The sequence below is a fragment of the Glutamicibacter protophormiae genome, from assembly GCF_014647495.1.
Lineage (GTDB): Bacteria > Actinomycetota > Actinomycetes > Actinomycetales > Micrococcaceae > Glutamicibacter > Glutamicibacter protophormiae.
The window spans coordinates 490,441-503,639 of record NZ_BMPH01000001.1; the positions used below are offsets into that span (position 1 = coordinate 490,441).

Genomic DNA, 13,199 nt, shown 5'->3' on the forward strand with positions numbered 1-13,199 from the left:
TTGATGCAGAGTGGAAACGGCTACTACAGGAATCGTTTATGGAATCAGGCTAGAGTCTGGTTCTGAGTACCGGTATGTCGGTATTACAACGAAGACTGCCAGTCGCCGTTTTCATCAGCATCTGCGTTTGGCAAAGGTTGGGCGCAAAACGCCCTTCTACGACTGGCTTAGAAAACATGAAAATGAGGGACTTGCTGTAGATATTTTGGAACGGGTTAGTGGCCTAGCCGAGCTGGGACACGCCGAGGTTGCATGGATTTCCAAACTTCGCGGCCAAGGGCAACGTCTACTTAATATTTCTGAAGGTGGGCTAGGGTCTGCAGGTGTTCAGTGGACGGAAGAAATGCGGGAGGCAGCAAGAATCCGTGGCCTCGGTCGCAAAGGTGTCAGTAGACCAGGCGCTTCAAATCCTTTCTATGGTAAGAAACACAGCCCAGAGCAACGTGTCAAGTGGAGTCATGACCGAAAAGGCACTAATCAGGGCGTTTCTAATCCGAACTACGGCAAGTATGGATCAGACCATCCAAGCTTTGGGCATGTTGTCTCAGAAGAAGCTCGAAAAGTACTTTCTGATTCAAGGCAAGGCGCGGGTAATCCGAACTTCGGTAAAACCGCTAGTCTTGAAACTCGGGAGAAAATGTCAGCTGCTCGAAAAGGTCGTCCGCAGCCCTCAAGCAAACGAAGTGCTCACACTAGACACCACACGAACAAGGGTGTGAGTAACCCCAATTGTAAATATTGCCTTGAAGTTATTGACCCCCGAGACCTCTTTTAGAAAGTGAACATACAACATGACTGACAGTGTTAAGCTTCACGGACACGTGACTGCTATTAACTGGAACCGTATCCAAGATGACAAGGACGTGGAGGTCTGGAACCGACTCGTCAATAACTTCTGGCTGCCGGAGAAGGTGCCGCTGTCCAACGACATCCAGTCGTGGGGGACCCTGACCGAAGACGAGAAGCTGCTGACCATGCGCGTCTTCACCGGCCTGACCCTGCTTGACACCCTTCAGGGCACCGTTGGCGCAGTGTCGCTGATCCCGGATGCAATCACCCCCCACGAAGAGGCCGTGTACACCAACATTGCCTTCATGGAGTCGGTGCACGCCAAGAGCTACTCCTCGATCTTCTCCACCCTGGCTTCCACCAAGGAGATCGACGAAGCTTTCCGCTGGTCGACCGAGAACGTGAACCTTCAGAAGAAGGCTCAGATCATCGAGAGCTACTACTACGGCGACGACCCGCTCAAGCGCAAGATCGCTTCGACCCTGCTCGAGTCGTTCCTGTTCTACTCCGGCTTCTACCTGCCGATGCACTGGTCCTCCCACGCCAAGCTGACCAACACCGCTGATCTGATCCGCCTGATCATCCGCGACGAAGCCGTTCACGGCTACTACATCGGCTACAAGTTCCAGAAGGGTCTTGAGGGCCTGAGCGAAGAGCGCAAGCAGGAGCTGAAGGACTACACCTTCGAGCTGCTGTTCGAGCTGTACGAGAACGAAGTTCAGTACACCCACGATCTCTACGATCCAGTGGGCCTGGCCGAGGACGTCAAGAAGTTCCTGCACTACAACGCCAACAAGGCGCTGATGAACCTGGGCTACGAGGCCATGTTCCCGTCCACCGTGACCGATGTGTCGCCAGCCATCCTGGCTGCGCTGAGTCCGAACGCCGATGAGAATCACGACTTCTTCTCCGGCTCCGGCTCTTCGTACGTCATCGGCAAGGCAGTGAATACTGAAGACGAAGACTGGGACTTTTAAGCAATCGTAGCCCGATGGGCCCCTTTGCGGGCGGAATGCCACAAGATATTCCGCCCGCGATAGGGGAGGGTTCAAACTAATATTGAAATTTAGTTATCGTTTATCAGTCAAAATGATCTCGCGTAAGCTAAGCGTGGATAGTAATTTATTGATGACAGGGGAATCGTCAACTGGTATTAACGGTATAAACTTTGGCCTATAGTCCTATTTCAAATGATAATGTCGATTTAACGCTATCGGGGAATTTGGAAGTTAAATTCCGTTTCTTTTGAACCTTAAGTGGGGGGCATGCATATCTATTCGAAGAAAGATTTCGAAAATACGGTATTACGTAATTATGATTCCAGGAGAGGTAGCATTCTCCATGCGAAGGAGTCATTGAGCGCTTCAGGTGAACTTGAAACTAAATCCTTGGGGCACCCATATTTCGAGGACTTGGCTGTCGGCGAGTGTCGTGCTGAATCAATGGTTATGGTTTTCTTAGATCTAACCGACTTCACTGGGCGCAGTTTCTGGGATGCCGAAACGGAAGTAGTGGATCTGGCTCATGCCGTACTTTCGGGCTTCATTGAAACTGTTAGCAAGTTTGGAGGGTACCCTCTAGGACTTCGCGGTGACGGATTGTTTGCTGGATTTGGACCATGCAAAAATGGGGTACCGGCTGCTTTGGCGCTAGTTGCGTGTGCGTTTGCTTTGGATGCGGTTGAGAACTCACTAAATCCGCGACTTAAAGAACGTGGGATTGCTCCGGTTCAAGCCCGAGCGGGTCTTGACTATGGCCGGATTTCATTTGTTCGTAGCGGAAACGAAGAACATAGCGAAATCAACCCACTTGGTTTTGCGGCGAATTTCGCTGCAAAATGTGAAAAGAAGGCAAAATCTTGGGAGGTGGTTGTCGGTGAGGGGCTCACGGGCCTGGTGCCGAACGATGCAAACTTTGTCGAGCATAACGACTCTCCCAAAATATATCAGCGTAATTATGAGAAAAAAGCTTATAAATATTACAACTATTCTTGGAGAAAAGTACTCGAGCATATTCCCGGGATAGTTGAAGAACTGAATGGAAGTTCATCCGAAATGATCGCGATCTTCTAGGAGCGAAAATGACTATTGCTTCGTTGTTGCGCCACCACGGCATAGATGTTCCAAAATATGTGACCGTAAGCGGACGGATCATTTTTGATGGTGTTACGAAGAGTGCGTCTGGAGATCATGTGCACAACGAGTTTGGCGTTGTAACCCCTGTTGCGAGCCATACTTTCCATGGCGGTGCGGCTGTTGTGGATTCTCGCTCCGAGAATGATTCTGTTTGGTGGGAAAACGTAAATATGATTCAGCCTCATATTGACGCCATGAGCAATTCTTTTCCTGGGTTTCGCTATCAACCAGCTATCGCTGAGTCAGGTCCATACTGGCGCGGAACCATTGACACAGGGAGAGGGAAATTTGATGTTGGAGTTTTCCTCCGTCAAGATCAAAAAATTCCTCGAGTTCGTGTATTGAACAAATTTCAGCTTGGAGTCTCTGTAAACGGAGGTTGGCGAGCATCTCCGCATCTGTATGATAACGGAAACTTGTGTGTTGCAGGCTCTTCTGACTGGATTGCAGGAATCCATACGGCGGCGACTGCTACGGCCTGGGCTGCTCATTGGCTTGCAGCTTACACTGAATGGCGATTTACGCGAGTCTGGCCTGCTGATGGAGCTCGATTTGCCGATGCGTAGGCGACGTGGACCTAATAAGATATCTGAAGGTTCAGTATCGGAATCTACGTCTGTCGATGCGTCTATGGATGGCTGTTTTCAAGCTTTGGATCAACTGGCAAACTGGGTGAGGTTCGCCGACACGAAGGCTACCATTCTCACAGCTGGACTTGGTGTTGTTCTTACGGTGTTGGTAGCCAATGCAAATACAGTTGTCAGTGCGATCAAGTACGATGTCAGCTCCGCTATCATTGTTAGCCCATTGCTCTTTTTGGCTTGTGCTGCTTTGCTGTGGACACTCTATTGGCTTATCCGTGCGATTGGCCCTCAGACATCTACAGCATATTCAGAGATCAATAGGTTTGCGTGGCCAGCGCTTCAAGAAGTTACTGTTGCACAACTTGAATTGCATATCCGTCAGGTTGATGTAGCCTCGGATGGATGGAGGCAGGTGCTGGATTTGTCAAAGTTGGCAAAGCGAAAGTTTGAGGCTTGCTCTAGGGCAGTTGCGGGATTCTCCGTTCTGGCGTTATCGACACTGGCATGCGTCTTGACAAGCGTGATCATAACGTCCTAGTTCACCAGCCTTTCAGGTGATTCCGAAAACCCACCAGCTCCCGGCAATTTCCTTTGACTGATGGGTTTTCGGTTTCTAGGGCGCGGCTACTATTGCGACCCAATCCAGTGTGTGTCAGCTACCTTCATTCGGTAAGCAGAATTTTTTGATGGGGCCATAGGCCAACCTCTGGTGACTTAGCTGCCGAGTATCCTTGGAGTTAAGGTTTGTCAGCAGGTTGCTGCGTTCCTGTATCAGCAGTTCTAGTACGACTTCAGTATTCACGTACTAGCCCGTATTTCATGACAACTGCAGTCATTGAACTGACTTTAAAGAAGAAAAGGTGACCTGAACTGGAAAAATAGGAGTTGTTGAAGCTCTACATCACCAGATCAAAGGATCACCTTTTCAGTGAACCATTCTACCCACGTTTTCCCTGCCCTCCCGACCCAACTCACCGGCCAAGCCCTCATCTCCCGTGCTGGGTTGTCGGTGCTCACCAGCTTTCTGAACGCCCTGGACTTCCGCCAGCTTTGCGAAGACCGGTTCAGCCAATTCGTGCCAGCCACCGCAACACACCGGCCAGGAAAGATCCTTGGTGCGCTGGCCCTGTCCCTTGCTGCTGGCGGCGAGCAAGCCGCAGACATCGACCAGCTGCGTGTCGCACCAGGGCTCTTCGGACGCGTAGCGTCTGATGCGATGGTCAGCCGGTTTATGGGTCGCATCAAGGTCCAGCCCGAAGCCTTCTCCTATGGGTTCGCCACCATGGCCCGCAGCTTGCGCTCCAAAATTTGGGCTGCAGCCGGGCCACGGAATCCTGCCCGGCTGGCCACGCCAGCCAACCCGCTGATCATCGACCTTGATGCCTCACTAGTGCACGTGAACTCCGACAAAGAGAACAGCGCCGGCACGTATAAAGGCGGGTACGGATACTCACCCATGATCGCCATGGCCGACTACGGCAAGACGAATGGAACCGGCGGAGTGTTGGCCGTGCAGTTGCGTCCGGGCAACCGGGGTGCGAATTCCGCGAAGTCCCACATCGAAGTGCTCAACCAAGCGTTGGCGCAGCTGCCTGATGATTTCTATGACGAGCACGGAAACCTGCATGGAGAGAAGATCCTGGTCCGCACCGATAGCGCCGGCTCGTCCCGTGAGTTCTTGCACCACCTGCAGTCGTTGGGGATCCAGTTCTCCACCTCGTATTTGTTGCCGGTGTTCTAGGAGCGGTTCATCCGGCGGATCGATGAGAAGAAGTACTGGGAACCAGCCCTGGATGCTGGCGGGGAACAGCGTGATGATGCGTGGGTGATCGAGCTGAAGGACTACCCTGCGGGGACAAGGATTTATTTGCGGGCTGAGCCGTTGCATCCCGGGGCGAAAGCGACCTTGTTCGGTACGGACGGGAACCAGGTGACCGCGTTCTTGACCAATAGCCCGCGGTTCAACGTGGCGTTCCTCGATGCCCGGCACCGGGTGCCAAATACGCCTAGATGGTACGTCAAGTCCGGCCAGTCGGTACCCGAAATCCGGCTTGTCCTGTCTCATAACTTCGTGGACATGATGTCTCACCTCTTCGTGGACATTTACAACGTGACTTTCTGGCACCCTCGATTGCATGCCTAACGCACTTTCTCCACGCCTGCGCGCGATGATCATCAGCTTCGATCCGACACAGCCCGAGGCCCTGACCATCAGCGAATTCTGCAAGACCCAGAAAATCTCGCGCAGCATCTTCTACCGCATCCGCGACCGAGCCACCCAAGAATCAGCCGGCGCGCTCCACCCGCGCTCCAGAGCCCCAAAGCAACCTTCCAGACGCTACGGTCCCGCAGTGATCAACGAACTGGTCAGGATCCGCAAAGAACTCAAAAAAGACGGTTGGGACTACGGACCGAAAACCATCCACTACGAAGCGTCTATCCTGGATGATTTTCCTGGCGGACAAATCCCATCCGTAGCGACCATTGCCAGGTTGCTGGCCAGTGTCGGTCATGTTGAACGCAGCCCGCGCAAGCGCCCTAAATCCTCCTACGTCCCCTTCGTACGCTCCACCGCTACGGCCCTGTGGCAACTCGACGCATTCGAGTTCAGAACGCTCTCCGATCAGGTGGTGACCGGCTACCAGCTCCTCGATGATGCGACGCAATTCGATGTGGGTTCCAGCGCGTACGCACGGCACGAGAACAGCGGCGATGCGCAACAGGTGCTCACCCAGGCCATCAATGAATACGGGCCTCCCAAGGAAGTCCTCAGCGATAATTCCAAGGCGTTCAATCAGCTTCGCGGTGGAACCATCGGCATCGTGGAGGCCTATCTAGCTTCTCAAGGAAGCATGCCGATCACAGGACTACCGGGCAGGCCGACGACTCAGGGGAAGAATGAACGCTCGCACCAGACCCTTCAACGGTTCCTCAAAGCTAACAAACCCCACAATCTTGCTGACGTGCAGAGGCTGCTTCGCCGTTACCGTGAGCGTGACAACCAGCGCCGCCCACATCAGTCCTTGAATCAGGCAACCCCGCAGAAGGCTTGGGAGCTGCTGGAGCACACACCGGCCACCGAGCCGATACCGATGGTGGTGCTGGAAGCCAAGGCGGCTGAGTACCTGGTGAAGCGCCGCGTCGGCAGCTCGGCGGTGAATCGCGCTGACCTTGTCGTTTCGAAAACCGGGGACATCTTGGACAAGCTCACGGAGCAGCACGAGCCTGCCATGGATCGGGAAAGCCATCAGCTACTGGTTCGGGTCAATAGAGACAACTGCCAAGCGTATTATCGGGGCAAGCAGATCTCACTGCCTCAGACCTATGCCGACCGACAGTTCCTGAGAACCATCACCGCTAACGAATTCATCTTGTCGGATCCCGATACCGCAGAAGTCGTGTTGAGCTTCCCGTTGCCCACGGTGGCATTGCGTGTTCATCAGCGGTTTGTGGCCTCGTACTCGATCAGAGGAATTCACCTGGCGCACCCAACCAAGCAGTGGAGCCGGAAGGCCGCCGAATACCAGGCCCAGTACGAAGCGCGGGAAGAAGACATGCCAGAGGTCTTTGATTACCGGTAGTCAACCGTTGCCGGCGGCTCCCGACTGGGAACCGCCGGTAGCTGTGTACAAAGTCATGAGATCGGTTGTCCACGAAGTGCTGAGTTTCAGTGTCTACGAAGTGACGAGATTTCACATCCGATACGCGCGCAGGTGCTACCAAATACCTCTGCTAAACAGGTGGCGGTTCCGGCTGTTTTCAATGGCAGGGAAGCTTGTCTCTGGTAGCCGGCAACGCCGGCTGCTGATCCCGAAAATGCACAGGAAGCTCAGCTGCTATATCAATTGATTGAGGGCATCGGCGCATTGTTTCAGCGGTGGCGGCACGGCGAGCTGGCCGCTTGAACTGGTGGTTGCCATGTTGTTTTCTTGGTTTCGAAAGGTCTTTTCAGCTCTGGTCGGTGGATCCTGGCATTGCGCGTCGATGGTTTAGGCGCTCTGTGGCGTGGGCAGAAGCAAAGACGGCCACCGGGAATCCATTGGGAGTGGATTTCGATGGTCGTCGGAGCTCTGATGACATCTGGGTTAGAGACCTGTTTTAGGCCGTTGAGAGGAATAGTGTCTATGTCGTGGCGGCTTCCTTGTTGTTGATCACACACGCCGGGAAAGGACTCAGCGGAGAGGCGAGACCCACATGGCAGCTGATGCGGGGGCCGGTTGCCAGATGCGGTTCACGCGCAGGGCGAACCTCCGTTGTTTGGTACGGGTGCAAAACGATGCTCGGCCAGGTGTGTGGCCGGTTGGCGCAGTCCGTGCATGCGGTAGCTTTGGTCAGGGGTTTGCTTGTTTTGTGAGGAAAAGAAATCTTTCCTGAATTGGAGCTCCACGCGTCTTCGGTCGTACCACTTCCCTTTTTGTAATGATCCTGAAAAAAGAACTTCACTATGGACAGGAATTGAAATGGCGCATAGGCTGATCTCACCATAAGTTTATGATGATTGGGGATTTCTCATGGCGTGTGCGTGTCAAGACTAAGTGAATAATTCTAATGGACGTTGCCCGGCTTGTAATGAAGCGATTTTGCGCGGCATCGAAAAGTCTAGGCATATTTGTTAATGTGGCAACTGAAAATAGCCAATTTGACTAGATCCGCTCCACTGCGCGTTGGGCTATAGAGTTATTTTCAGAATCTTCAAGAATATTTATCGCAGATGAATGTTGATCGAGAAATAAATGACCGTAACCGCACATTTATACCTGTTGATATATAGTCTAAATTGAGTCGTTTATATTTCACGTCCAAAATGGGGTAGTAGCTCAAGGTTCTCGGCGACGAATGACTCCATGTTCATCGTAGTCCACCGTTTCTTTTCAATGTGTTTGTTGTAGTCAGGTTCAGAATTTTCAGGAGTAGTCATGTTTTTTGGAAAAAGGAAGAACAAAGGTTCCTCGGCCTCCAATAGCAATGAGGATGTGACGCCGGCTATCCCTGTGAATGAAGCGACTTCTCCTCGTGATCTTACGGTTACCTACTCGGCGCTCTCTCAAGCTGGAGAACACGGATCTGCTCTTCTGGAATCTATGGAGGTTGCTGGACTGACGTGGATTATTCATGGTGAGGGTGCATTGGATGAGCTGATTGAAATTGCTAGGGGAAGATTCTCGTCTTGGAAGCGTTTTCGGCCCCTTGGGAACGGCATGCTTTATTTGCCGTCCGGGGAAGATCAACTAGTTATCGCAGCCGTGAAAAGTGATTCAACCTCTGCACTCATCATACCTATCTTCAACAATCCAACGGCTAGCGCCTTTTCTAGCGAGAATATTACTAATATTATGGGGCTTCCTCAACCATGGACTGTCGCCATTGCGACAATCGGAGCTCAGCTTGACGAGAGAGTCGCGGCGAAGTTGGGCAGGCCTGAGATTGTTGATCTAAGACCGTATGCTGAAGCTGGTTAGCCTGGATTAAATGCGCATTATCTGATGCTACAAACGAAGTGGAAGCGATTGAAAGGGCTGGTTCTGTCCGATAAAATTAAAATATTTGGCAATGTGATGACTCGGAAAATTAACGCAAGGAACCGGAGTCTATATTTTTTGCGTATTGGCTGTCAAGGGGAACTTAATTGCACTTCTGACCCCTAGATTAGGTAGTCTGTCGCTGTGGAAATTTTTCTAGAAAAATACATGAAACCATAACCATTTTTCTCAAACACTTCGTAAGCTATATTCGATTATCTATGATAAGAGAGGTTCGCGGTTCCGTGACCAGATAATCTGAGAAGGAATTACATAATGGGCGGACTCGGCATTCCATGTGAGGGGCCGCGTCCGCAGTGTGGCAGGGCTCTGTTCAGCAGACCCCATGCCGTCTGGGTAGAAGAGAATCGATTCGGTTGCGCCTGTGCCGTATCCCTTGACCTGGCTACGGACAGCAGTACATCGTATACCGGTATTTTCACACGATGACGTCTAATTGCAAGGAGAAAACTATCAGTAACTATGTTCGAATCGAAGGGCCGCACGGGGCCTATCAGGTCAACGAGACTTTGCGCCGGTTCATGGAAGTCAATGGAATGTCAGTGGTCATCCCGAGCAACGACAATGCCGCAGTATTCTTCAGTCAGATCCTGGAAATGTTGCCCGAACTGAAAAGGAGCGGGGTGCACGAGCACGGATATTTCGTTTGGGAACGTGGCGCAACCGTCCTAATCTGGGGGATCCTTGCCCGAGTCGAAAATGAAAATGAGTCTATGGCAGTCTTTGTGAATGCAAGCATGAATGACGATCACATTCCGCGCATGTTCATGGCGCTGCAGGACTCAGCAAGATCGTATGGCATCGAACCGGGTGCCGTCTTCCAAGGTGAGACGTCGTCAGAGGCGGCAGTGCGCATTAAGGGCTCCACGGTTGTTCCTGCCCAGCTCTTGCTTGGCCTGCCGTGGGAGGGAGAATAGCCGTAATATTATGGCGTTTGTGACTCTTCCGTGGGCCAATCCCACACCGGAAGCACCAGCCTGTGGCCACGGAGGCTGAGAATCGCCATGGAGATCAACGCATGTAGGCCCCTGAACCCGAACACAGTGCGGGTGATCAACCGGATCTTCGTCCATGGCATCCATCTCCCACCGCACGATGTTGAACGGATCCGCGCAGCGGATCGCGTTCAGGCATTTCTCGGCCACGATATCTCCGTTCCGGTCCGCCCCATCGAAGCTGACGTGGGTGAGCCGCTGGTACCGGCCTTCCCCAGACGCTTCCAACGCGTCGAAAAAGCGCCGCCGCGTGTCCCTATGCACCCCACCCTGGCCCATACCAGCCGACGTGTTTCATGGCACACCCACCACGGTCAGCTACTTGTGCCCCTTCTTGTAGTCGATCTCGTCGATACCGATGCGTTTGAGCCCGTCAAGCAGATCGAGATTGTTGCTTGTTTCCTCCCAGACCCTGCGGATGATCGAGCCGGTCGTGCGCCACGCGATGCGCAGCAGTCCTGTGACGGCGCTCTTGGAGGTGATGGTTGGTAGCCAGGCGGCTGCTCGTCAAAGTGGCGGGTGTGCCCTGCCGAATAGGGCGAGTTGGTACGGCTGTTGCGGCTACTGGGTGTGTAATCTCGTCACTTCGTAGACACTGAAACTCACTACTTCGTGGGCAGTGGATCTCAATACTTTGTACACAGTTACCAACTGCCAACCGACCTAAGCAGTTGGCAACTGTTTACCACCTAGTGATGCTCGAAGAACGTCGGCGACTGCTCCTCACGAGCCTGGATGACGGCACGGTACTGCTGCGCTTTCTTCTCCCATTGACGAGTCGCCAGAGTCATCTGAATACCCCTGATTGAATACGACGAAACGAACTTGCCCTCAACTTTCAAGGCCACCATCGGCAGCGGGAACGACATGACAACTTCACTCGTCTTCGGGTCCGACAACAAGAATTCTGTGCCCGTAATCGTCCTGACGAACTGGCGGCGAGCGAACGGAGTGGGCAACGAAATATGGAACCCTTGATAGAACGTTCTGCGGTTTTCCCTAGTCACTTCCACAAGCATCTGATTAGATTCCAACAGGGGCACTGGATCCGATGCATCATGAGTGCTCTTCATGATTTCCCCCGACTTCGACACGACCACGTCCAACCTGCTGGCCGTAGGCCGGGCCAAGCGACGTTTACTGAGATATTCGGCGGCTTTCGCTTCCAACACCGATCAGTGAATCGGTTTGGTGGCCGGCGTGTGCTCCAGCAGTTCCCAGGCAGCTTGTGGGGTCGCTTGGTTCAAGGGTTGATGCGGACGCCGATTGTTGTAGTGCTCCCGATACCGTTTCAGCAGCCTCTGCACATCGGCCAGATCCTGTGGCATATTCGCCGTCAAGAAACGTTGCAACGTACGGTGTGAACGTTCGTTCTTCCCCTGAGTCGTCGGCCGTCCCGGAAGCCCAGTGATCGGCATGCTTCCCTTGGATGCGAGAAAGATTTCTACCGAACCGAATCTCCCGCTACGCAGCTGGTTGAACGCTTTGGAATTATCACTGAGCACCTCTTGCGGTGCACCGTACTCAGCGATGGCGCGCACGAGGACTTTCTTGAGCGTCCTGGCTGTTTTCGTGGCGTTGGAACGCTCGGGAGCCAACATCAAATCTGCTGGCATCATCGATGAGCTGGTACACGGTGATGAGCTGATTCTTGGCAGTTCGGTATTCAAAAGCATCAAGTTGCCACAGGGCCATGGCCGTTGACCGTGCGAACGGAACATAGGAAGATTTGGGTCGCTTGCGAGGGTTGCGGTCCACGTGACCGACGCCGGCCAGTAAGCGGCCGATCGTAGCACTAGACGGAATCTTGCCGCCTGGGAAAGTGTCTTGGTTAATCGTCGCTTCGTAGTGAATGGTTTTGGGACCGTAGTCCCACCCATCCTTTGTGAGTTTCTGGCGGATCTTCACCAGCTCGTTGATCACTTCTGGTGAGCTGGTCAAGTTTCTGAGACACAATCTTTGATCTTTTCTCAATATCCTCAGAGCCTGTCAGGTAGTTTGTGTAAGCCCCTAGTCACCTCCGTTATTCAGGGCTCGTAACAATTACTTCAAATACGGTTCAATCCGCTCCGGGTACGCCATCGCCAACTGCTGCAACGCCTGCTTCCAGCCATTCGTCCCGGCTCCTTCCACCAGATGCGACCCGGCGCCGGCCCTCGGGGTGCGGCCCTTCTTCTGCGCATCCTTGAACCGCTCCCGGGCCCGCTTGTCCTCGATATTGCAGATCGCCAGCCATAGCATCTTCACCGCCGCCGCATCGGACGGGAAGTGCCCCCGGGATTTGGTGACCTTGCGCAGCTGGTAGTTCATCGATTCAATCGCGTTGGTCGTGTAAATGACCTTGCGCAGCTCTGGCGGGAATTCCAGGAACGGGGTGAAGCGTTCCCACGCGTTGCGCCACGTGGCCACCGCCGACGGATACTTCTGCCCCAGCGCACTGGCCTCGAAATCATCCAACGCCTTCACGGCTGATTCGATGCTCGGTGCCGTGTAGATGCTCTTCAACTGGGCGCTGACCGCTTTGCGATCACCGTAGGAGACGAACCGGTTCGCCGCTCGGATCAGGTGCACCACACAGGTCTGCACGGTCGCCCGCGCCCACGTCGCCTCAATCGCCTCGGGGAAGCCAGTCAGCCCGTCGCAACAGGCAATGAGGACGTCTTTGACCCCGCGGTTGGCTAGTTGGGCGCAGACTTGCGCCCAGAACTTCGCCCCTTCATTCTCCGTGACCCACAGGCCCAGCACATGCTTGACGCCTTCCACCGTCACGCCGATGGCCATATGCGCGGCCTTGTTCCGCACCTGGTGGCCGTCGCGGACCTTGACCACCAGCGCATCCAGATAGAGGATCGGGTAGAACTCTTCGAGCGGACGTTCCTGCCAGGCGGCGACTTCGTCGAGCACTTCGTCGGTGATCTTGCTGATCGTGTCGTGGGACAGCTGGGTGCCGACGGTGGTTTCCAGGTGGTAGGCGATATCCCGCACCGTCATGCCGCCGGCGTAGAGGGAGATGATCATTTCATCCAGGCCGCCGGTGCGGCGCGAGCCCTTGGGCACCAGCGTCGGGGCGAAGGTTCCGGCCCGGTCCCGGGGGATCTGCAGGTCGATATCCCCGGCCACCGTGGACACGGTCTTCGGGTAGGAGCCATTGCGGGA

10 protein-coding genes and 3 pseudogenes are annotated in these 13,199 nt (G+C 53.8%); 11 read left to right on the forward strand and 2 right to left on the reverse strand.

Going from position 1 to position 13,199, the window contains the following annotated elements:
- The first annotated feature begins 10 nt into the window (after positions 1 to 10).
- The 11 genes and pseudogenes from IEY43_RS02320 to IEY43_RS18060 all read left to right on the forward strand — a co-directional run bounded on the left by IEY43_RS02320 (position 11) and on the right by IEY43_RS18060 (position 10,535).
- On the forward strand, positions 11 to 775 hold the full coding sequence (locus tag IEY43_RS02320) for an NUMOD3 domain-containing DNA-binding protein (protein WP_188946943.1): 765 nt from the start codon (positions 11 to 13) through the stop codon (positions 773 to 775).
- A gap of 16 nt (positions 776 to 791) precedes the next feature.
- On the forward strand, positions 792 to 1,766 hold the full coding sequence (gene nrdF / locus IEY43_RS02325; RefSeq protein WP_188946944.1) for a class 1b ribonucleoside-diphosphate reductase subunit beta: 975 nt from the start codon (positions 792 to 794) through the stop codon (positions 1,764 to 1,766).
- A 288-nt stretch (positions 1,767 to 2,054) separates the two neighbouring features.
- Entirely contained in the window at positions 2,055 to 2,861 is an 807-nt protein-coding gene (locus IEY43_RS02330; RefSeq protein ID WP_188946945.1) for an adenylate/guanylate cyclase domain-containing protein, read from the forward strand.
- A gap of 8 nt (positions 2,862 to 2,869) precedes the next feature.
- On the forward strand, positions 2,870 to 3,490 hold the full coding sequence (locus tag IEY43_RS02335; protein ID WP_209550410.1) for a type II CBASS E2 protein: 621 nt from the start codon (positions 2,870 to 2,872) through the stop codon (positions 3,488 to 3,490).
- Positions 3,465 to 4,046 (forward strand): Pycsar system effector family protein, encoded by a 582-nt coding sequence (locus IEY43_RS02340; RefSeq protein WP_188946946.1) that lies wholly within the window; start codon positions 3,465 to 3,467, stop codon positions 4,044 to 4,046. The genes IEY43_RS02335 and IEY43_RS02340 overlap by 26 nt, the downstream gene beginning before the upstream one ends.
- Positions 4,047 to 4,436: 390 nt before the next feature.
- Positions 4,437 to 5,501, forward strand: a pseudogene (locus tag IEY43_RS02345) (IS1380 family transposase); the annotation flags it as partial.
- Positions 5,502 to 5,643: 142 nt separating this feature from the next.
- Positions 5,644 to 7,089 (forward strand): integrase core domain-containing protein, encoded by a 1,446-nt coding sequence (locus IEY43_RS02350; RefSeq protein ID WP_188946947.1) that lies wholly within the window; start codon positions 5,644 to 5,646, stop codon positions 7,087 to 7,089.
- A 151-nt stretch (positions 7,090 to 7,240) separates the two neighbouring features.
- Positions 7,241 to 7,413: pseudogene (locus tag IEY43_RS02355) on the forward strand (IS1380 family transposase); the annotation flags it as partial.
- 1,011 nt (positions 7,414 to 8,424) lie between these two features.
- Positions 8,425 to 8,967 (forward strand): hypothetical protein, encoded by a 543-nt coding sequence (locus IEY43_RS02360; RefSeq protein WP_188946948.1) that lies wholly within the window; start codon positions 8,425 to 8,427, stop codon positions 8,965 to 8,967.
- A gap of 506 nt (positions 8,968 to 9,473) precedes the next feature.
- A complete protein-coding gene (locus IEY43_RS02365; protein WP_188946949.1) occupies positions 9,474 to 9,965 on the forward strand; it encodes a hypothetical protein in 492 nt (163 codons plus the stop codon).
- An 87-nt stretch (positions 9,966 to 10,052) separates the two neighbouring features.
- Positions 10,053 to 10,535, forward strand: coding sequence for a hypothetical protein (locus IEY43_RS18060; RefSeq protein WP_229777224.1), 483 nt, complete (start codon positions 10,053 to 10,055; stop codon positions 10,533 to 10,535).
- A gap of 197 nt (positions 10,536 to 10,732) precedes the next feature.
- On the opposite strand, the pseudogene IEY43_RS18065 reads toward IEY43_RS18060, so the two are convergent.
- Both IEY43_RS18065 and IEY43_RS02390 read right to left on the reverse strand, forming a co-directional pair.
- A pseudogene (locus IEY43_RS18065) lies at positions 10,733 to 11,972 on the reverse strand (integrase core domain-containing protein); the annotation flags it as partial.
- Positions 11,973 to 12,086: 114 nt separating this feature from the next.
- Positions 12,087 to 13,199: IS256 family transposase (locus IEY43_RS02390; RefSeq protein WP_188946954.1), on the reverse strand; the 1,113-nt coding region annotated here is incomplete at its 5' end.